Annotated in this window: 15 protein-coding genes, 1 tRNA gene and 2 other RNA genes; 9 read left to right on the top strand and 9 right to left on the bottom strand. The window is 52.3% G+C overall.

What is annotated here, in order from left to right; all coding sequences use genetic code 11:
* The first annotated feature begins 40 nt into the window (after positions 1-40).
* The 3 genes from NNO02_RS13345 to NNO02_RS13335 all read left to right on the top strand — a co-directional run bounded on the left by NNO02_RS13345 (position 41) and on the right by NNO02_RS13335 (position 476).
* Positions 41-125, top strand: a tRNA-Tyr gene (locus NNO02_RS13345).
* A 44-nt stretch (positions 126-169) separates the two neighbouring features.
* Positions 170-301: non-coding RNA, RtT sRNA (locus tag NNO02_RS13340), on the top strand.
* A gap of 44 nt (positions 302-345) precedes the next feature.
* Positions 346-476: non-coding RNA, RtT sRNA (locus tag NNO02_RS13335), on the top strand.
* 283 nt (positions 477-759) lie between these two features.
* Here the strand turns inward: NNO02_RS13335 and narI are convergent.
* The 5 genes from narI to NNO02_RS13310 form a co-directional block, all read right to left on the bottom strand.
* Positions 760-1,437, bottom strand: coding sequence for a respiratory nitrate reductase subunit gamma (gene narI / locus NNO02_RS13330; protein ID WP_045443634.1), 678 nt, complete (start codon positions 1,435-1,437; stop codon positions 760-762).
* The gene (gene narJ / locus NNO02_RS13325; RefSeq protein WP_202038497.1) at positions 1,437-2,147 is read right to left on the bottom strand and encodes a nitrate reductase molybdenum cofactor assembly chaperone; all 711 of its coding nucleotides are present in this window, start codon (positions 2,145-2,147) and stop codon (positions 1,437-1,439) included. Before narJ ends, narI begins: the two co-directional genes overlap by 1 nt.
* Positions 2,144-3,682: a nitrate reductase subunit beta gene (narH, locus tag NNO02_RS13320; protein ID WP_137381696.1), complete on the bottom strand. Its 1,539-nt coding sequence runs from the start codon at positions 3,680-3,682 to the stop codon at positions 2,144-2,146. The genes narJ and narH overlap by 4 nt, the downstream gene beginning before the upstream one ends.
* On the bottom strand, positions 3,679-7,422 hold the full coding sequence (locus tag NNO02_RS13315) for a nitrate reductase subunit alpha (RefSeq protein WP_271440924.1): 3,744 nt from the start codon (positions 7,420-7,422) through the stop codon (positions 3,679-3,681). The genes narH and NNO02_RS13315 overlap by 4 nt, the downstream gene beginning before the upstream one ends.
* A gap of 516 nt (positions 7,423-7,938) precedes the next feature.
* Entirely contained in the window at positions 7,939-9,330 is a 1,392-nt protein-coding gene (locus NNO02_RS13310) for a NarK family nitrate/nitrite MFS transporter (protein WP_271455000.1), read from the bottom strand.
* A 339-nt stretch (positions 9,331-9,669) separates the two neighbouring features.
* Here NNO02_RS13310 and narX point away from each other — a divergent pair, with 339 nt between their 5' ends.
* Positions 9,670-11,466 (top strand): nitrate/nitrite two-component system sensor histidine kinase NarX, encoded by a 1,797-nt coding sequence (narX, locus tag NNO02_RS13305; RefSeq protein ID WP_271454999.1) that lies wholly within the window; start codon positions 9,670-9,672, stop codon positions 11,464-11,466.
* Entirely contained in the window at positions 11,459-12,109 is a 651-nt protein-coding gene (gene narL / locus NNO02_RS13300; protein ID WP_061068018.1) for a two-component system response regulator NarL, read from the top strand. Before narX ends, narL begins: the two co-directional genes overlap by 8 nt.
* 11 nt (positions 12,110-12,120) lie before the next feature.
* On the opposite strand, the gene NNO02_RS13295 is transcribed toward narL, so the two are convergent.
* A complete protein-coding gene (locus NNO02_RS13295; protein ID WP_271454998.1) occupies positions 12,121-13,506 on the bottom strand; it encodes a YchO/YchP family invasin in 1,386 nt (461 codons plus the stop codon).
* Positions 13,507-13,743: 237 nt separating this feature from the next.
* Here NNO02_RS13295 and NNO02_RS13290 point away from each other — a divergent pair, with 237 nt between their 5' ends.
* A complete protein-coding gene (locus NNO02_RS13290) occupies positions 13,744-14,097 on the top strand; it encodes a DsrE/DsrF/TusD sulfur relay family protein (protein ID WP_137381691.1) in 354 nt (117 codons plus the stop codon).
* Between the two features lie 263 nt (positions 14,098-14,360).
* On the top strand, positions 14,361-14,606 hold the full coding sequence (locus NNO02_RS13285; RefSeq protein WP_042318612.1) for a DUF1883 domain-containing protein: 246 nt from the start codon (positions 14,361-14,363) through the stop codon (positions 14,604-14,606).
* Between the two features lie 60 nt (positions 14,607-14,666).
* Here the strand turns inward: NNO02_RS13285 and NNO02_RS13280 are convergent, their stop codons facing one another.
* The gene (locus NNO02_RS13280) at positions 14,667-15,362 is read right to left on the bottom strand and encodes a gamma-glutamylcyclotransferase (protein WP_101743259.1); all 696 of its coding nucleotides are present in this window, start codon (positions 15,360-15,362) and stop codon (positions 14,667-14,669) included.
* A gap of 403 nt (positions 15,363-15,765) precedes the next feature.
* Between NNO02_RS13280 and chaA the strand changes: the two genes are divergently transcribed.
* A complete protein-coding gene (gene chaA / locus NNO02_RS13275; protein ID WP_271454997.1) occupies positions 15,766-16,866 on the top strand; it encodes a sodium-potassium/proton antiporter ChaA in 1,101 nt (366 codons plus the stop codon).
* Between the two features lie 55 nt (positions 16,867-16,921).
* Here the strand turns inward: chaA and NNO02_RS13270 are convergent, their stop codons facing one another.
* Positions 16,922-18,613, bottom strand: coding sequence for an amidohydrolase (locus NNO02_RS13270; protein WP_271454996.1), 1,692 nt, complete (start codon positions 18,611-18,613; stop codon positions 16,922-16,924).
* 25 nt (positions 18,614-18,638) lie between these two features.
* Positions 18,639-19,232 (bottom strand): TetR/AcrR family transcriptional regulator, encoded by a 594-nt coding sequence (locus NNO02_RS13265; protein ID WP_271454995.1) that lies wholly within the window; start codon positions 19,230-19,232, stop codon positions 18,639-18,641.
* A 72-nt stretch (positions 19,233-19,304) separates the two neighbouring features.
* Here NNO02_RS13265 and bdcA point away from each other — a divergent pair, with 72 nt between their 5' ends.
* Positions 19,305-20,018, top strand: coding sequence for an SDR family oxidoreductase (bdcA, locus tag NNO02_RS13260; protein WP_271454994.1), 714 nt, complete (start codon positions 19,305-19,307; stop codon positions 20,016-20,018).
* The last annotated feature ends 20 nt before the right edge of the window (positions 20,019-20,038 follow it).

Genomic DNA, 20,038 nt, shown 5'->3' with positions numbered 1-20,038 from the left:
CCACCATCTTCAAGCACTGCCTACAATTTGAATTACCCCTGGTGGGGTTCCCGAGCGGCCAAAGGGAGCAGACTGTAAATCTGCCGTCATCGACTTCGAAGGTTCGAATCCTTCCCCCACCACCATCACTTCATAAAATACCAACACAAAATCAATCTGCAATACCTCATATTCTTCCGATGTGGGAAGGATGAGAAGCTTCGACTAAGGTTCGATTCGAGCGTTAGCGAGAAAGCGTTGCCGCAGGCAACGACCCGAAGGGCGAAGCGCGCAGCGCTGAGTCATCCTTCCCCCACCACCATCACTTCCTAAAGCACTACATCTCAATCAATACACAATGCCCTATATTCTGCCCATGCGGGAAGGATTAAAAACTTCGACTAAGTTTCGATTCAAGCGTAGCGAGAAAGCGTTGCCGCAGGCAACGACCCGAAAGGCGAAGCGCATAGCGCTGAGTCATCCCCCCCTTACTTCATAAAGTACCAACACAAAATCAATCTTCAATGCCCTTTATTTGCCTGATGCGCTGCGCTTATCAGGCCTACAAAGTCGATACATGCCCGCAATTTGCCTGGTGCGCGCGCTCGTCAGGCCTACAAACTCGATACGTGCCCACAATTTGCCTGATGCGCTGTGCTTATCAGGCCGACAAAGTCCACTGACACCTGCGTAGGCTGGATAAGGCGGTTACGCCGCCATCCGGCGAACTGGCATAAAAAAACCCCGCCGAAGCGGGGTTTGGTGCGTTACAACGCGAAATTAATGACGGGCGCGCACGATCTGATACTTACGTGTCAGATACTCGACTGGCACGCTCCAGATATGTACCAGACGCGAGAACGGGAACAACAGGAACAGCGTCATACCTAATACCAGGTGCATACGGAAAATGAATGCTACACCATCCAGATACTGAGACGCCCCACCGTGGAAGGTCACCACTGATTGCGCCCAGTTCACCAGCTTCATCATTTCGCTACCGTCCATATGCTGAGCCGAGAACGGAATGGTCAGCAGACCCAGCGCACACTGGATAACCAGAACAGACAGCACCAGAATGTCGGCACCCGTGGTCGTTGCACGCACGCGCGGACTGAACAGACGACGTTTCAGCAGCAGCACGCCCCCCACCAGGCACATCACACCACTGGCACCACCGGCAAACATCGCCATCTTTTGCTTCACTTCAAGCGGCAACCACGCTTCGTACATCCAGTGCGGCGTCAGCATCCCCAGGAAATGACCCGCGAAGATGCCGAGGATCCCAATGTGAAACAGGTTTGACGCAAGGTTCATCCCTTTGCGATCCAGCATCTGGCTGGAAGCCGCACGCCAGGTATACTGACCGTAGTCGTAGCGTAACCAGCTGCCAATCAGAAAGACAGAACCCGCAATATACGGATAGATGTCAAAGAAGAACGTATTCAGGAAGTGCATTAGTTCTGTCCTCCGGTGGTGATGTTCAGGTACTGCGGCGCAACGGCCCCGGCAAAACGACGTTGATGAGCAGAAATTTCAGACTCACCACATCCCTGGTCGGCAAAGAATTTCACCTGCTCTTCTTCCCAAACAGCATCCAGTGCCTGCGGCGTGTCGTCACGAACTTCATCCGCAATTTTTTCGGCCACTTTGTCGCTGTCGATAGCGGTATTCGCCAGCTTTAACAGCAGATCGAACAGCACCGCGTAGCGACTTTCGCGCTGTTGCAGTCGCGCGCTGAGCAGCGCCAGAATCGGGGCGATATCCTGCAAGCCACCTAACGCTTCGCTTTTTGGCAACTGTGCGAGATATTCCAGATACAGCGGCAAGTGATCAGGCAATTCGCGGCTATCGAGTTGTAGTCCGTGCTGCTCATACTGAGCCATCAGGTCAACCATCGCCTGGCCGCGATCGCGGGATTCACCGTGAACATGTTCAAACAGCAATAGTGACGTCGCACGACCACGGTCGAACAGTTCGCTATAGCTTGCCTGCGCATCCAGCATATCCTGCGCAGTTAAATCGCGCAGGAAAACGCCCAGCGTCTGGGCATCCTCTTTGTCCAGGTTTTCAGATGACGCGAGTGCATCGAAAAGTTCCTGCTGATGCTGCCACAAGGCAGCATCCGGGTACTCGAGCAGACGCGAAACAATGACGAGTTCAATCATTGGTGCGGCTCCGTTTTACTGGTCACATCGACAGCATCGATGCGGCGACTGTTGAACAGATTGAATTTCGTATCAGAACCGTGGCAACCATCACCGAAGGTGAAACCACAACCGCTTTTCTCCGGGAATGCTTCACGCGCCAGTTCGCGATGGCTGCTCGGGATCACAAAACGATCTTCGTAGTTAGCAATCGCCAGGTAACGATACATCTCTTGTGCCTGCGCTTCAGTCAGACCGACCTCTTCCAGCGCGCGGGTATCGACTTTGCCGTCTACAGTTTCTGCGCGTTTGTAGTGACGCATCGCCAGCATACGTTTCAGCGCCCGCAGTACCGGCTGGGTATCACCTGCAGTCAGCAGGTTCGCCAGATACTGAACCGGGATACGCAGGCTGTCCACGTCCGGCAGAATACCGTTGCTACCCAGTTCACCCGCATCAGCAGCGGACTGAATCGGAGATAAAGGTGGCACATACCAGACCATCGGCAACGTGCGGTATTCCGGGTGCAGCGGCAGCGCCAGCTTCCAGTCCATCGCCATTTTGTATACCGGCGACTGCTGGGCCGCGTCGATCACGCTCAGCGGAATGCCATCTTTCAGTGCCTGTTCAATCACCGCCGGATCGTTTGGATCGAGGAATACGTCCAACTGACTCTGATACAGATCCTTCTCGTTCTCGGTGCTTGCAGCGCTTTCGATAGCATCGGCGTCATACAGCAACACGCCGAGATAACGAATACGACCGACACAGGTTTCAGAACATACCGTCGGTTGGCCAGCTTCAATACGCGGATAGCAGAAGATGCACTTCTCAGATTTACCGCTCTTCCAGTTGAAGTAGATCTTCTTGTACGGACACCCGGTGATGCACATACGCCAGCCGCGGCACTTGTCCTGATCGATCAGCACGATGCCATCTTCTTCACGTTTGTAGATGGCACCACTTGGACAGGTCGCCACGCACGCCGGGTTCAGACAGTGCTCGCACAGACGGGGCAGATACATCATGAAGGTATTTTCAAACTGCCCGTACATCGCCTTCTGCATATTTTCGAAGTTCTGGTCTTTCGCCAGCTTCTCAAACTCACCGCCCAGGTCATCTTCCCAGTTCGGACCTTTGGTGATTTTGTCCATACGCTGACCGGTAATCAGCGAGCGCGGACGGGCGATCGGCTGCGCCTTGCTATCAGCGGGCGCGTTGTGCAGCGTCTGATAGTCAAAATCAAACGGCTCGTAGTAATCATCAATGCCCGGCAGATGCGGGTTAGCAAAGATTTTACCCAGCAGCAGCGCTTTGTTACCCATGCGCGGCACCAGCTTGCCGTTGATTTTACGGATCCAACCGCCCTTCCATTTTTCCTGGTTTTCCCAGTCAGTCGGGAACCCCGTACCTGGCTTCGTTTCAACGTTGTTGAACCAGGCATATTCGGCACCTTCACGGCTGGTCCAGACGTTTTTGCAGGTTACTGAACAGGTGTGGCAACCGATGCACTTATCGAGATTCAGCACCATGCCGACTTGTGAACGAATTTTCATTTTACGCTCTCCTGTACCTGGTCATTGCCTTCACCATCCAACCAGTCAATGTTCTTCATCTTACGTACCACAACGAACTCATCACGGTTCGACCCTACGGTGCCGTAGTAGTTAAAGCCGTAGGCCAGATGTGCATAGCCGCCGATCATGTGGGTCGGTTTCGGCGTAATACGCGTTACCGAGTTATGGATCCCGCCGCGCTGCTGGGTAATTTCTGAACCAGGCAGGTTCACAATACGTTCCTGCGCGTGGTACATCATGGTCATCCCGGCCGGCACACGTTGGCTGACAACGGCACGGGCAGTTAAGGCACCGTTGCTGTTGAAAACTTCGATCCAGTCGTTATCTTCGATGCCCAAATCTTTCGCATCGGCTTCACTCATCCACACAATCGGACCGCCGCGACCTAACGTCAGCATCAGCAGGTTGTCACTGTAGGTAGAGTGGATACCCCACTTCTGGTGCGGCGTCAGGAAGTTGAGCGCTTTTTCAGGGTTGCCATTGGACTTCTCGCCCATCACCTCTTTCACCGAACGGGTATCGATTGGCGGACGATAGACCAGCAAGCTTTCACCGAAGTCACGCATCCACTGGTGATCCTGATACAGCTGCTGGCGACCAGACAACGTGCGCCATGGGATTAGCTCATGAACGTTGGTGTAACCGGCGTTATAAGAAACATGTTCATCTTCCAGACCTGACCAGGTCGGGCTGGAGATGATTTTGCGCGGTTGCGCCTGAATATCGCGGAAGCGAATCTTCTCGTCTTCTTTATTCAGCGCCAGATGCGTATGGTCACGGCCGGTAAATTCACTCAGCGCAGCCCAGGCTTTAACGGCGACCTGGCCATTCGTTTCCGGTGCCAGCGTCAGGATCATCTCAGCGGCATCAATGGCTGTATTAAGACAAGGCTGGCCTTTCGCCGGACCTTCTGCCTTGGTGTAATTGAGCTTACGCAGCAGATCCATTTCGCTCTGAGTATTCCAGGCAATCCCTTTACCACCGTTACCGACTTTGTCCATCAACGGGCCGATAGAGGTGAAGCGCTCGTAAGTTGCCGGGTAATCACGCTCGACGGTCATGATGTGCGGTGCGGTGACGCCAGGGATCAGGTCGCATTCGCCTTTTTTCCAGTCTTTCACGTCCAGCGGTTGCGCCAGTTCAGCGGCGGAGTCGTGCTGGATAGGCAGTGTCACCACGTCGGTTTCTTTGCCAAGGTGACCGACACAAACTTCAGAGAATTTCTTGGCGATGGCTTTGTAGATTTCCCAGTCGCTTTTCGATTCCCAGGCCGGGTCAACAGCAGCAGACAGCGGATGAATAAACGGATGCATATCCGAGGTATTCATGTCGTCTTTTTCATACCAGGTGGCCGTTGGCAGCACGATGTCGGAATACAGACAGGTGCTCGACAAACGGAAGTCCAGTGTCACCACCAGATCCAGCTTGCCGTCGAGACCATTATCCTGCCATTCCACTTCTTCTGGTTTCACGCCGCCCTGTTTACCCAGATCCAGTCCCTGAATACCGTGCTCAGTACCCAGCAGATACTTCAGCATGTATTCATGGCCTTTACCGGATGAACCCAGCAGATTAGAGCGCCAGATAAACAGGTTACGTGGATGGTTTTTACCGTTTTCTGGTTGTTCTGCCGCAAAGCGAATAGAACCTTCTTTCAGCGATTTAACGGTGTAATCGACGGGTGTCATCCCCGCTTTTTCCGCCTCACGCGCAATGTACAGCGGGTTAGTCCCCAACTGCGGTGCGGACGGCAACCAGCCCATACGCTCGGCGCGCACGTTGAAGTCGATCAGATGACCGCTATAGCGGGATTTATCCGCCATCGGCGACAGCAATTCTTGCGCTGTTACCGTCTCATAGCGCCACTGGCTGGAGTGGTTATAGAAGTAGGACGTACTGTTCATGTGACGCGCAGGACGCTGCCAGTCAAGTGCAAACGCCAGTGGCTGCCAGCCGGTCTGTGGACGCAGTTTTTCCTGGCCCACATAGTGTGCCCAGCCGCCGCCGCTCTGACCGACACAGCCGCAGAAAATCAGCATGTTGATCAGGCCGCGATAGTTCATATCGAGGTGATACCAGTGGTTCAGACCCGCACCGACGATGATCATCGAACGTCCGTGGGTTTTATCGGCGTTATCCGCAAATTCACGGGCAATGCGCACAATTTGAGAACGTGAAACACCGGTGATTTTTTCTGCCCACGCAGGGGTATACGCTTTTACGTCATCGTAGCTGGTCGCGCAGTTTTCATCATTCAGACCACGCTCAAGGCCGTAGTTAGCCATGGTCAGATCGTAAACGGTGGTCACCAGCGCCGTAGAGCCATCGGCCAACTGCAGTCGTTTAACCGGCAGTTTATGCAGCAGAACGTTTTCCAGTTCGACTTTATTGAAGTGTTCAGTTCCTTCGCCACCGAAGTACGGGAAACCGACTTCCGCGATGTCATCCTGGCTACCCAGCAGGCTGAGTTGCAGTTCGGTTTCGGCACCAGACGTACCGTCGCGCTGCTCCAGATTCCATTTACCTTTTTCGCCCCAGCGGAAACCGATTGAACCGTTCGGCGCAACCATCTCACCGTTGCTGTTAATCGCGACAGTTTTCCATTCCGGGTTGTTTTCCTGGCCCAGAGAATCGACCAAATCCGCCGCACGCAGCATACGACCGGCAGCATAGTATCCGTCACGCTCTTCAAGCATGACCAACATTGGCATGTCGGTGTAACGGCGCACGTAATCGGTAAAGTACTGGCTTGGGTTGTCGAGATGGAACTCACGCAGCATAACGTGGCCCATCGCCAGCGCCATTGCGGCATCAGTCCCCTGCTTCGGTGCCAGCCACAGGTCGCAAAGCTTGGCGATTTCTGCGTAGTCCGGCGTAATCGCGACCGTTTTGGTCCCTTTGTAGCGAACTTCTGTGAAGAAGTGCGCATCCGGAGTACGGGTCTGCGGTACGTTAGAACCCCAGGCGATGATGTAGCTGGAGTTGTACCAGTCAGCAGATTCCGGCACATCAGTCTGCTCGCCCCAGGTCTGCGGAGAGGCAGGCGGCAGGTCGCAGTACCAATCGTAGAAGCTCAGGCAGGTACCGCCAATCAGTGACAAGTAACGAGCACCGGACGCATAAGAAACCATCGACATTGCCGGGATCGGTGAGAAACCCGCAACGCGGTCAGGACCATAGGTTTTCACGGTATAGACGTTAGATGCCGCAATCAGTTCGTTGACTTCCTGCCAGGAAGAACGGACAAACCCGCCACGACCACGCGCTTGTTTGAAGCTTTTTGCTTTATCGGCGTCTTCGATGATGGAGGCCCAGGCGTCAACGGGATCACTGTGCAGTCTTTTCGCTTCACGCCACATCTTCATCAGACGTTTGCGCATCAGCGGATATTTGAGGCGGTTAGCGCTGTAGAGATACCAGGAATAGCTCGCACCACGCGGGCAGCCGCGAGGTTCGTGGTTTGGCAGATCAGGACGAGTACGCGGGTAGTCAGTTTGCTGGGTTTCCCAGGTTACCAGACCATTTTTCACGTAGATTTTCCAACTGCATGAGCCGGTGCAGTTTACGCCGTGGGTTGAACGCACGACTTTGTCATGCTGCCAACGCTGGCGGTATCCATCCTCCCAGTCCCTGTTGGTGTTGAGAAGCTGGCCGTGCCCATCGGCAAAGGTTTCGCCCTTCTGCTTGAAGTAACGAAACCGGTCCAGGAATTTACTCATCGGTTTTCTCCTGTAGGAGCCTGACGGCTCTCTGATAAATCGACATTGCTTGATTGGGAGTGAAGGTAACGCTCTGAAAGGGCGTGATAATTGATAACGATCAAGGCAGACAGGGATGAAAATAGGTGGTTAATTTTCGTATACCCCTTAAGTAGGATATTGATTTTAAATATAATTAATTGATTTATAAGCAGATTCCAAAAACAACTTCTCGTGCAAATGTTAAATTCTTTACAAGTGGGTATTAAGGGGTATCCCCCCTGCTTAGCATATTCTTGGCACCACTCTTACAGGCTGTTGTTATGTCACAATACAAAAGTATGTTGTAACTAATTTAAGACAAAAAAAAGCGCGGTCTAACACCGCGCAATGGATAATCAACCTACACTTCATCATTCAAACTGCTTCTGCGTTGGCTGCGCTCGTTCTCCCCAGTCACTCACTTCGGTAAGCGCCTGGGGATTTCTCACTTGCCTGCCTTGATGCAGCTCGATTGATTTTGTGTATACAACTTTTTTACTTTTTAGAATGACGGCCGTATACCACCCAGGTGATGACCACGCAGGCGACATAGAAGATCAGAAACACTTTCATTGCATCAACCGGCGAGCCCGTTAATGCCAAAGACGTACCAAACGCTTTCGGAATAAAGAAGCCGCCAATCGCGCCAATCGCTGAGATAAAGCCCAAAGCCGCTGCTGTGTCAGTCGCTGCCTCACGCATCGCTTTCTCTTCAGAGCCGCCTTCCGCTTTCACCCTGTCCATTGTCAGCTTACGGAAGATGACAGAGATCATCTGGAAGGTTGAACCACTACCCAGACCAGCCGTCAGGAACAGCGCCAGGAATACCGCGAAGAAGGCAATAAAGTTACCACCTACCCCATCGGTTGGCAGGGTCAGGAACAGTAAGGCGCTGAAGACGGCCATCAACACGAAGTTAACCAATGTTACGCGTGTCCCGCCCAGACGGTCGGAGATTGCTCCCCCGGCAGAACGCGCCAGTGCACCAATCAGCGGGCCAAAGAAGGCGTAATGCAGGATCTGCACTTCCGGGAACTGCGTTTTTGACAGCATCGCGAAACCTGCGGAGAAGCCGATAAAAGAGCCGAAGGTTGCCAGATACAGCAGGCTCATAATCCACAGATGTCCGCGTTTCAGCACCGGCAATTGCTCTTTCAGCGACGCTTTAGAGGTCGCCAGTTCGTTCATACCAAACCATGCCGCCAGCGTGAAAATCGCAAGGAACGGAACCCAAATCCAGGCGGCGTTGGCCAGATACAGCTGCGTGCCGTCCGGTTGTTCAACGCCGTGGCTGCCAAAAGCGGCGAAGATGGACAGTGAGACTACCAGCGGCGCAACTAACTGCATCACGCTGACGCCCATGTTGCCCAGACCACCGTTCAGCCCCAACGCCCCACCCTGCTTCTGCTTTGGAAAGAAGAAGCTGATGTTTGCCATGCTGGAAGCAAAGTTTGCCCCGGCAAAGCCACACAGCAGGGAGATCATAATAAAGGTACTGAACGGCGTGGTGGTATCCTGCACCGCAAAGCCTAACCACACGCAGGGGATTATCAGGATACCTGTGCTGAATGCCGTCCAGCGACGACCACCGAACAGAGGAACCATAAAGGAGTACGGTACGCGCAGCAGTGCGCCCGAAACTGAAGGCAATGCCGTCAGCATGAATAGCTGCTCAGTGGTGAAATCGAACCCCACTTTCGGTAAGTTCACCGCCACTGCGCTAAATAACATCCATACGCAAAACGCCAGCAGTAGGCAAGGGACTGAAATCCACAGGTTACGGCTGGCAACTCGTTGACCACGCTGTTCCCAGAAGGCGGGATCTTCCGGCCGCCATTCTGTGATTACAGCTCCAGATGCCCTTTCCGGGGCAGATGAGTGACTCATAGACACCTCTGATACTTGTTTCGATGCCTGCAACATTAGGGTTTACAGCCGGGGGTAAGTTGATATAAATCAAAGGAAAAGGTGTCATTATTAACGCCTAAAATTTATCATTACCCTAAATGAGTACATAACTTCGGTAAAAAAGATGTGGTTTTTCACGCTTCTGTCGCACCCTACTCCCCAACGTCCGGGATCTCTCCCCCCGTCGGCAATTAAGGGGTAGCCCGTTTGAGGTATGGGTATACTCCAGTGTATCGCTGAGAATAGCGGCACTGCCTGCAGCAGAATCGTCATTCAATAAGGTTTTCTGCTCACTGAAAACCCGAAGGAAGAAGTCACATGTTTAAACGTTGTCTTTCCCCGCTTACGCTGGTTAACCAGGTGGCGCTGATTGTTTTACTGTCTACCGCGCTTGGTGTGGCAGGTATGGCTGTCTCCGGTTGGCTGGTACAAGGCATTCAGGGTAGTGCTCACGCAATCAATAAGGCCGGCTCGCTACGTATGCAGAGCTACCGCTTGCTGGCTGCCGTACCGCTGGATGCCAGCGATCAACCGCTGCTGGATGAAATGGAACAAACAGCGTTTAGCCCTGAACTGACTCGCGCCGCAAAACGCGACGGCCAGCAGGCCCAGTTAAAGGCATTGCAGGATTACTGGCACACCGAACTGGCACCGGGGCTTAAGCATGCACAAACGGGTGATGCGGTCGCCGATGACGTTTCACGCTTTGTGACCGGGCTGGATAAGCTGGTTACCGCCTTTGACCATACCACGGAGTTGCGTATTGAACGCGTCGTTATGCTGCATCGCCTGATGGCGGTGTTTATGGCTCTGCTGCTGGTCTTTACGATTATCTGGCTGCGCGTACGCCTGTTGCAGCCATGGAAACAGCTGTTGGCGATGGCGCGCGCCGTCAGCCAGCGTGATTTTACGCAACGTGCGCATATCAGCGGGCGTAATGAGATGGCGGCACTGGGTTCGGCACTGAACAATATGTCAGAAGAACTGGCCGAAAGTTACGCCGTACTGGAACAGCGGGTGCAGGAAAAAACCGCAGGTCTGGAACATAAAAACCAGATCCTCTCTTTCCTGTGGCAAGCCAACCGCCGTCTGCACTCACAGATACCGCTGTGTGAGCGGCTTTCACCAGTACTCAACGGGTTGCAAAATTTAACGCTGCTGCACGATATTGAGTTGCGGGTTTATGACCTGGAAGATGAAGATAATCATCAGGAATTTACCTGTCAGTCGAATGCCAGTTGCGATGAAAAAGGTTGTCATCTGTGTCCTCGAGGCACACTGCCCGCCATTGAGGGTGGCACTACGCTGAAATGGCGGCTGACCGATGCACATACCCAGTACGGTATTCTGCTCGCCACCTTGCCGTACGGGCGTCATCTCAGTCACGATCAGCAGCAACTGGTCGATACTCTGGTAGAGCAACTCACCGCAACACTGGCGCTGGACAGGCACCAGGAACGTCAGCAGCAGTTGATCGTCATGGAAGAGCGTGCCACCATTGCTCGCGAACTCCATGATTCTATTGCACAATCGCTCTCCTGTATGAAAATGCAGGTCAGCTGTTTGCAGATGCAGGGCGACGCACTCCCTGAGAACAGTCGTGAGCTGCTAAGTCAGATTCGTAACGAGCTGAACGCCTCCTGGGCACAGCTACGTGAATTGTTGACCACCTTCCGTTTGCAGTTGACTGAGCCTGGATTGCGGCCTGCGCTGGAAGCCAGTTGCCAGGAATACAGCGCTCGCTTTGGTTTTACGGTGAAGCTGGATTATCAGCTGCCGCCGCGCCTGGTTCCATCCCATCAGGCGATCCACCTGCTGCAGATTGCCCGTGAGGCCCTGAGTAATGCGCTTAAACACTCTCAGGCCAATGAAGTAATCGTGACGGTGGTGCAAAATGGCAAACAGGTCAAATTGACCGTTCAAGATAACGGCTGCGGCGTACCGGAAAACGCCGAACGCAGTAACCACTACGGCATGATTATAATGCGCGACCGTGCGCAGAGCTTGCGCGGCGATTGCCGTGTACGCCGTCGAGAGACGGGCGGTACTGAAGTTGCTGTCACTTTTATTCCCGAAACAAACTTCACAGAAGTCCAAGGAGATACCCATGAGTAATCTGGAACCGGCAACCATCCTGTTGATCGACGATCATCCGATGCTGCGCACCGGTGTAAAACAGCTTGTCAGCATGGCGTCCGATATCACCGTGGTCGGCGAAGCCAGTAATGGCGAGCAGGGTATCGAGCTGGCTGAATCCCTTGATCCCGATCTGATCCTGTTAGACCTCAACATGCCCGGCATGAACGGTCTGGAAACGCTGGATAAGCTACGAGAGAAATCTCTGTCCGGACGCATCGTCGTTTTCAGTGTTTCCAACCATGAAGAAGACGTAGTGACCGCCCTGAAACGCGGTGCTGACGGCTATCTGTTGAAAGACATGGAGCCAGAAGATCTACTGAAAGCATTGCAACAAGCTGCCGCCGGCGAAATGGTACTAAGTGAAGCCTTAACCCCTGTGCTGGCCGCCAGCCTGCGCGCTAACCGTGCGACCTCAGATCGTGATGTGACTCAGTTGACGCCGCGTGAACGCGATATTCTGAAGTTAATCGCCCAGGGTCTGCCTAACAAGATGATTGCTCGCCGCCTCGACATCACCGAAAGCACGGTAAAAGTGCATGTGAAGCATATGCTGAAGAAAATGAAGCTTAAATCACGCGTTGAAGCAGCAGTTTGGGTGCATCAGGAACGCATCTTCTGATAACGCGAGTATTAGCGAGGATCATTTCCCGAAACGGTATTAAACGGTTCGGTTAGTGATAGCGTGATCTCATTGGAAGAGACACGCTGGCCCTGCTCGTCTTCCACAACGACGGACAGTCGCCAACGGTTGGTTGCCCCTTCACTGTTATCCCACTTCGGCATAATAATCGTCCAGCCCTGCGCACTGCGAGGATGACTCCCGGCCGTTAAACTCAATGCTTGCGTGTCTCCCTGCCATGTCAGATGGCGGATGCCATACCGACTACGCACCTGTAATTTCAGCGCTACCGTCTCGCCAGGTTTCAGATCCCACGGCGGTGTTGTCAAAAATACAGATAAGGTTTTACGCTGGCGATACTCCAGCGTTGGCACGCTGTTACGCTGAGGATCGTCATAACGACTCCCGCGCAGCGAACGGCTGCTTGCAACTTCACTCACCATTAACTGTTTTTTTAGCGGAACGCCAAAACGATAATTGAGGGTCAATCCCAGATTATTTTGGCTTATCCCGCTTTCACCCTGTTTATGCTGCGCGGTCACCGTAATCAACGGTACTGGCGTATAGCTCAGTCCCAAATTTACCGCCACAGGGTTGTGGTAGCCCGTTCCGGAGTGGAAAAGGTCAACCCGATCGCCAAAATATTGCTCAACGCTGACGCTGGTATTGAGATGCTCATAAAAGGGTAGCCGCATCAACGCAGTAAGGTCGTAACCCCGCGCCATCCTTTGTTCCTGTGTTGAAGAGCGATTTTGCCACGAGGAAAACGGCTGGTAGTAGTTGGCAGATAGCCGCAGGTACTCTCCCCACGCCTCGGCGCCAAACCCGCCGCGCGACAGATTCTCGTCCAGCAGGTTATCGTAAAAGGTGTTGTAGCCCAGCAACCAACCGTCGCGTACCCAGCGTTGTCCAATCCCCGCATTACTCACCAACCCTTCGTCACGTTGCGTAAGCCCCAACTGACTCCAGGTCAGAAAGCGTTGATTATCCTGCCACGGAATAAACCAGCTTCCCCGACTGCCGGTAAAGCTGCCTTCATTATCCACCTGCAGCCCAACGCTGGCATTCCCCCACGGAGAAAGCCAGGATTCAATCTGTTGATTTACCTGCTCACTGACCGTGTCGCGAACCTGACCAAATGCAAACTGTTTGGCTTGCTCGCCAGTATCTAGTCCGTTATCGATCATGCTAGCTTCACCAAAGGCTTTGACCACTTCAGCAAACTGTTTTTCGCCCGCGCGGGATTCTGGCGCCATACCGAGGTCTGGCAAGCCATCATTGTTGTTATCGAAAGGGTTTTCAGCGCGCTGCATGAAGGAAGACTGCGCACTGGCAGTACCTCCTGCCAGCAGCAAGAGTGTGAATACAGCACAAAAAGCGTGATAATAACGGCTCAAATCGTCAGTTGTTTCTTACATCAATAAATTATGGCGTAGTACTTAACCTAAACCATAACGCCTTCAGCCCTGATTTACAGCCCTTTTCCCCGTTTTCAGGCTATTCTGACCCGGAAAAAAAGGGGACTTACTGATTTTCCCCTACGTGATTTTCCCCTACGTCATTTTCCACAGCAGACAACACGGAGTAACATAGCCGCTGGTAATTATCCCTCCCATTCGACAACAGGAGTCAAAATGCAAAAGATAGTGATCATCGCGAACGGTGCAGCCTATGGAAGCGAGTCGTTATTCAACAGTCTGCGTCTGGCCATCGCTCTGCGCGAGCAGGAGGGCAGCCTCGACCTGCGTCTGTTTTTAATGTCGGATGCCGTCACTGCAGGGCTGCGCGGGCAGAAACCCGCAGAAGGTTATAATATTCAGCAAATGCTGGAAATCCTGACAGCACAAAACGTTCCGGTAAAACTCTGCAAAACCTGTACCGATGGCCGCGGGATCACCGCCCTGCCGCTAATTGATGGCGTTGAAGTCGGTACGCTGGTGGAACTGGCTCAGTGGACGCTGGCAGCAGATAAGGTTTTGACCTTCTGATGCCAACCCTTTCAGGCAAGCGTACTGAAAGTGCCGGAAATTTCCCGATTTAATCTCAGATGGGCGCGGTTTCGTTAAACGTAAGCTCGCCCTTTCAACCCTTTTAAGGGATTTTGTCATTTTTGTTTAACCGTTATGCCATTTTTTGATCAAAATCAGCATCCCACGCCCTCCCCTTTGGTGTTATGCAATGAGTGAAATGTGAACAACATCACGCAGCACTTTCGACAGAAAGTACGTTGTTTTCAAGAACGGGGTGAAAAATGGCATTAGTGAAGGCAAGTTTGAAATTATTTGGTGGAGATACGGTGGTGGTACGCTGTTCAGAGCGTTGTCACATCCATCTGATGAGCGAGAAAAATCACGTCAAAGACACGCAGACCGACATTTTAAGCGTGCAGAATCGTGATAATGCATGGCTGACCGTACCGTATACCGGCGTCTGGAACGTGCTGATCGACAGCCACAGCCAGTCTCTGGAGCATTCAATCAGTTATATTGCAGCCTGATGATGTAATGCCCGAAAGCAGCTACGCTTATCGGGCACACAACAGATAACCCGGCAACGCTTAGGCAAATCCGGGTCGCATGACGCCTTCCGGCAGGTTCTCTCCCAACAATCTTTTGACCGTAATCACCAGATCGTTAAGACAGTCATCCTGCATCCCCAACTTCACCAATTCCTGTTCCAGCGAGAACAGATATTGCGCGTTGGTTCCCAATGGTCCACTGGCAGAAGCAATAAGCGGCGCGATAACCTGAGCACGGGTATCGGACTCAAACAATGGATGTCGCGGATCCATAATAAAGACCAGCGCACTCACCGTTCGGCCATCATCCAGCGTGAGCTGACACCAGGTTGGAAGATAACATCCGGTGATCATTTCACGCTTCCACAGCAGGGACAACTCTTGCTCCAGCGAGGCATCCGGTAAACGGTAAGCCACACCCGTAGTGCGCCCCCCCTCTTTCAGGGCCAACATCCGTCCCGGCTGACACGCCGTTCCTCGCCCTGCCGTCAGGCGCAAACAAAATGCGCGATGCCAGCCGACTAACGTCCCGGTACAGGACTCTTCAAACTCTAACGCCGGGTTCCACATCAACGATCCATAACCAAAGATCCACACCGGTCCATCATCTGGACGGCAGGCAAGCGTGGCGGCCAGTGAGGCTGCCCGTTGTTCCGCCGACCAGAGTAGTGATTCTTCAATATCACCAAATGCCGTCTTACAGTCAGCATTCAATAAAAAATCACGCGTTAACACCTTACACCTCCGCCACTGCAACTTCCCTGCGACAACTTTTTTGACGCCTTCCAGGCTTTTTTACTGCTCATTTTGAAACCAATACCAGGACAATAGGCAATTCACCGGCTGCATGCAAGGCAACAAAGGCTCAACGGCACTTTATATCCTCTTTTTATGTCCCGATCTGGCGCGACCGTTAGCATATCATCGTGTGATATTTTGATTGATTCAGAAACCTAACATCTTGTTATTTAAATGCTCTCTAAACAAGACACACCATTTTGTTCGCTTTGATGCAAAAAATGGTCCATGCCGTAAAATTACGTAAAATCAGATCGGAAATACCGAAAGATCTGTTATTTTTTACATTCTTTAATACATTTATAATTATAAGCACCTGCAGAGATGGAGAATTAATGACATGACACATGCACATGAGGCGGTAAAAACCCGCCACAAGGAGACCTCACTCGCCTTTCCGATTTTGGCGCTGGTAGTACTGTTCTTTTGGGGGAGCAGTCAGTCACTACCAGTGGTTATCGGCATTAACGCACTAGCCCTTATTGGTATATTAAGTAGCGCATTCAGCGTTGTCCGTCATGCAGACGTATTAGCTCACCGACTTGGTGAGCCCTATGGCTCGCTGATTCTCAGCCTTTCGGTGGTTATTCTCGAAGTCAGTTTAATTTCCGCATTAATGGCAACCGGTGACGCCGCGCCCACGCTAATGCGCGATACACTCTATTCCATCATTATGATCGTAACCGGTGGGCTGGTCGGGTTTTCATTACTGTTGGGCGGCCGAAAATTTGCTACCCAGTATATGAACCTGTTCGGTATTAAGCAGTATTTAATCGCTTTATTCCCGCTGGCCATTATCGTGCTGGTATTCCCGATGGCATTACCGGGAGCGAATTTCACCACTGCACAGGCACTGCTGGTGGCGTTAATTTCAGCAGCAATGTACGGCGTATTTTTGTTGATCCAGACCAAAACACACCAGAGCCTGTTTATTTACGAGCATGAAGATGAGGGCGACGACGACGACCCGCATCACGGCAAACCTTCCGCGCACAGCAATCTATGGCACGCCGCCTGGCTTGTCATCCATTTGATTGCCGTTATTGCCGTTACCAAAATGAATGCTAATCCGCTGGAAACATTACTCACTGAGTTGAATGCACCAGTGGCATTTACCGGTTTCCTGGTAGCGTTGCTCATTCTCTCCCCAGAGGGTTTAGGTGCGCTGAAAGCAGTGCTGAACAACCAGGTGCAGCGAGCGATGAATTTATTCTTCGGCTCAGTACTTGCCACCATCTCACTGACCGTACCTGTCGTCACACTGATTGCGTGGGCAACGGGGAATGACCTGGTGTTCGCGCTGGGCGCCCCAGAGATGATTGTCATGGTTTCTTCGCTGGTGCTGTGCCATATCTCCTTCTCCACCGGACGCACCAATGTGCTCAACGGTGCAGCGCATCTGGCACTGTTTATCGCCTACCTGATGACGATATTCGCCTGATAATCGACTCAGGTGCAACCCACGGCCCTTTACAGGGCCGTTTTTTTATCCATGCTTATTGCTCTGGATAAACCTGCTGGCCATCCACAAACGTGAATAGCGCTTGTGTCTGGTGCAGTTTATCTGCCGCAACGGCCAGAATATCCTGATCCAGAACGGCAAAATCAGCGAGCTTGCCAGCGCGTAAACTCCCTCTCTGCTGTTCGGCAAATGCCAGCCAGGCGGCATTTAGCGTATACATTTTTAACGCATCTTCCCGGCTGACCCGGCGTTTCTCGTCACGCACAGAGCCGCCGAGCGCTTTCCCCGTCACATGGTATTCAATGGCATGCCACACACCCGCAACGCCTATTCTTGTCGCATCCGTCCCCCCTGCAACGATCACTCCTTGATCTAGTGCAGGTTGAATCGGGGATGACTGCGCTACAACGGCGTTGCCATTAGCGCGTTCAATGGCGGGAGATTCAAAATACGGCCCCATCTGTACAGAATAGGCTAAGCCTAATTGCTTCATCCGGGCTATCGTCTCTGCCGTACCGGTATTTAAATGGGCAATTGACCAGCGAAGCTGGGAAATATCATGTAATTTCGCCACCTCGCTAATGACATCCAAAATTGCGTCTGCGCTATCATCGGTATAAGCATGTATTTCAACGGGGACACCTTCCTGCGCCGCCAGCTGTAACACCTTATATTGTTCATTTTTGGCATCTGGCGATGAACTAAATCCGGATGACATCCGCACGCCATCATTCATTTCCAGCACCAGGCTTTCACCAAAACCTAAGAAGGATATTTTCCCATCATCATGCACTGCCGGACGAAACGCCAGACGCTGTTTAAACCACTCGGTCTCATTACCGGGCGGTGCAGATAAGCGATATCCAACACGCATCCTCATTGGCGGCTGTTGCTGAAATTTAAAGAAATCGCGATAAGCCTGTTCTTGCCCAGCTGAAGGGTCAATAAAACCCACTACACCCCGTTTATTTAAATAGTGAATAAAGGCATTGAGGTTTTCTCCTACATTATTATCCTGACTGATCTGAGCGAAAAGTTGGTTAAAACTGCCAATGGTGCCGCGTAATTTCCCCGTGGCAAAACCTTTATCGTTGCGCTCTATAACTATCCCTGCGGGGATAGCTGGCGTAGGGCTGTTAAGCTTGAGAGCATCAATAGCGTGTTGATTTAACAACGCATAGTCATAAAGACTCTGAACATACGCAGGATTTGCAGGCAGCGCCTGATTAAGTTCCTGTAGGGTTGGGTCTCGCTTTTCGGCAAATTGTTCAGGTATCCATGATCCCACCACGGCCACCCACTGCGCCGTATTTTTCTCTTCTGCCGATTGCGACAGTTTGCGCAGAGCATCAGGTAACGTTTTGGCATCAAACCAGTAGGTTTCGAATAAGAACGTCCTTCCTGCGCGAATACCATGCAGATGCGCATCAATTAATCCTGGGATCACCGTTTTACCCGCAAGGTTAATTTCTCGCGTATTTTGCCCTGACCATTTTTTAATCTCTTCATTATTTCCAACAGCAATAATGTGTTGCCCTTTTACCGCCAGAGCCTGCGCATTTGGCTGTTGTTCGTCCATGGTAATAAGCTGGCCGTTATACAAAATAACATCAGCCTTATCCTGTGCAGAAGCCAAAGAGGATGTTCCCATCAGCATTGCAGCCAACGCCATATTACGAATAGCAGGAGGAGGCGTTTTGAAGCAAAGGCCCATTTTACTCATCATGTTTATCTTCCTTTTTTGTGCATAGCTAATCAGGAAACCTGTGCCGAAACGCAAGGCTGGCAAGTTGCGCGCTGGATACCAGTTGTTCAAGCGAGTGTCCGCAACGCGCTTTTCCCGACAAACCCAACATCGTGGTACAGACGTAATCAGTCATACTTTTCGCCTCTGCGGGGTAACGCTGGGCAATAAAGTTATGGATCTTATTTTCAGCTACCGAGTAGAACGCGCGGGCGGCATTGCGCGCCTCAGGATCATTGCAATGTGTTCCCTCCAGCACTAAACATCCTGCCGCATCAGGATCAGCAGCGTAATGACGTGCCGCTTCCTCAAGCAGCGTTGCCAGACAGTCAGCAACGGGCTTGTCCGCACGTAAAATATCGTCAAAAGGGATCGCATCGGTTTGCACGTAACGGCTCAATACTCGCTGATAGAGGCCGAGCTTATTCCCGAAAGCCGCGTAGAAACTGGGGGGTTTGATACCCAGAACCTGAGTGACATCCGCCACACTAACAGTATCGTAGCCGTGGGCGTGAAATAAACGTTGTACCGTCGCAACCGCCTGTTCCGGGTCAAAATTACGCGGTCGCCCCGGCGCACGCGAACATTTTGTAGTGATCATTACAAATCCATTGACAGAAAACCATGCGGCCATTATATATCGATCACTACATAATTGTTCAAGGAGTATCTGATGTCTTCATTCAAGGGTAAATCGGTGCTGGTTCTTGGTGGTAGTCGTGGGATCGGCGCGGCAATTGTACGCCGCTTTGCCGCGGAGGGGGCATCCGTCACCTTCACGTATTCCGGCTCTCCTGACGCCGCCAAAGCGTTGGCCGATGAGACTGGTACCCGCACGGCGCAAACCGACAGCGCCAGACGCGAGGACGTTATCGCACGGGTGAGGGAAAGTGGCCCGTTAGATGTGTTGGTCGTTAACGCTGGGATTATCCTGTTCGGCGACGCGCTGGAGCAGGATCCAGATGAAGTTGAACGTCTTTTCCGCATTAATATTCACGCCCCCTACTACGCCGCGGTGGAGGCTGCACGCCAGATGCCTGAGGGTGGACGAATCATCATTATCGGTTCAGTAAACGGTGACCGTATGCCCATTGCCGGTATGGCTTCTTATGCGTTAAGCAAGTCGGCACTACAAGGAATGGCAAGAGGGTTGGCTCGTGATTTTGGTCCGCGTGGTATTACGGTGAACGTTGTGCAACCTGGCCCGATTGATACCGATGCCAATCCGGCAGAAGGTCCGTTGAAAGAGCTGATGCACAGCTTTATGGCGCTAAAACGACATGGGCGACCGGAAGAAGTTGCCGGAATGGTTGCCTGGCTTGCTGGCCCTGAAGCAGGGTTTGTAACAGGCGCAATGCATACTATTGACGGCGCGTTTGGCGCCTGACGGGAATAACAGGTCGGAGG

The organism is Citrobacter sp. Awk 2 (assembly GCF_028069815.1).
Taxonomy (GTDB): Bacteria; Pseudomonadota; Gammaproteobacteria; order Enterobacterales; family Enterobacteriaceae; genus Citrobacter.
The sequence above is the reverse complement of the archived record's forward strand: the minus strand, read 5'-3'. Positions and strand labels throughout refer to the sequence as shown.

What these genes read in the sequence shown, in the direction of transcription:
- narI (WP_045443634.1), bottom strand. Translation starts at nt 1,437, where the DNA reads ATGCACTTCCTGAATACGTTCTTCTTTGACATCTATCCGTATATTGCG.
- narJ (WP_202038497.1), bottom strand. Translation starts at nt 2,147, where the DNA reads ATGATTGAACTCGTCATTGTTTCGCGTCTGCTCGAGTACCCGGATGCT.
- narH (WP_137381696.1), bottom strand. Translation starts at nt 3,682, where the DNA reads ATGAAAATTCGTTCACAAGTCGGCATGGTGCTGAATCTCGATAAGTGC.
- NNO02_RS13315 (WP_271440924.1), bottom strand. Translation starts at nt 7,422, where the DNA reads ATGAGTAAATTCCTGGACCGGTTTCGTTACTTCAAGCAGAAGGGCGAA.
- NNO02_RS13310 (WP_271455000.1), bottom strand. Translation starts at nt 9,330, where the DNA reads ATGAGTCACTCATCTGCCCCGGAAAGGGCATCTGGAGCTGTAATCACA.
- narX (WP_271454999.1), top strand. Translation starts at nt 9,670, where the DNA reads ATGTTTAAACGTTGTCTTTCCCCGCTTACGCTGGTTAACCAGGTGGCG.
- narL (WP_061068018.1), top strand. Translation starts at nt 11,459, where the DNA reads ATGAGTAATCTGGAACCGGCAACCATCCTGTTGATCGACGATCATCCG.
- NNO02_RS13290 (WP_137381691.1), top strand. Translation starts at nt 13,744, where the DNA reads ATGCAAAAGATAGTGATCATCGCGAACGGTGCAGCCTATGGAAGCGAG.
- NNO02_RS13285 (WP_042318612.1), top strand. Translation starts at nt 14,361, where the DNA reads ATGGCATTAGTGAAGGCAAGTTTGAAATTATTTGGTGGAGATACGGTG.
- chaA (WP_271454997.1), top strand. Translation starts at nt 15,766, where the DNA reads ATGACACATGCACATGAGGCGGTAAAAACCCGCCACAAGGAGACCTCA.
- NNO02_RS13270 (WP_271454996.1), bottom strand. Translation starts at nt 18,613, where the DNA reads ATGATGAGTAAAATGGGCCTTTGCTTCAAAACGCCTCCTCCTGCTATT.
- NNO02_RS13265 (WP_271454995.1), bottom strand. Translation starts at nt 19,232, where the DNA reads ATGATCACTACAAAATGTTCGCGTGCGCCGGGGCGACCGCGTAATTTT.
- bdcA (WP_271454994.1), top strand. Translation starts at nt 19,305, where the DNA reads ATGTCTTCATTCAAGGGTAAATCGGTGCTGGTTCTTGGTGGTAGTCGT.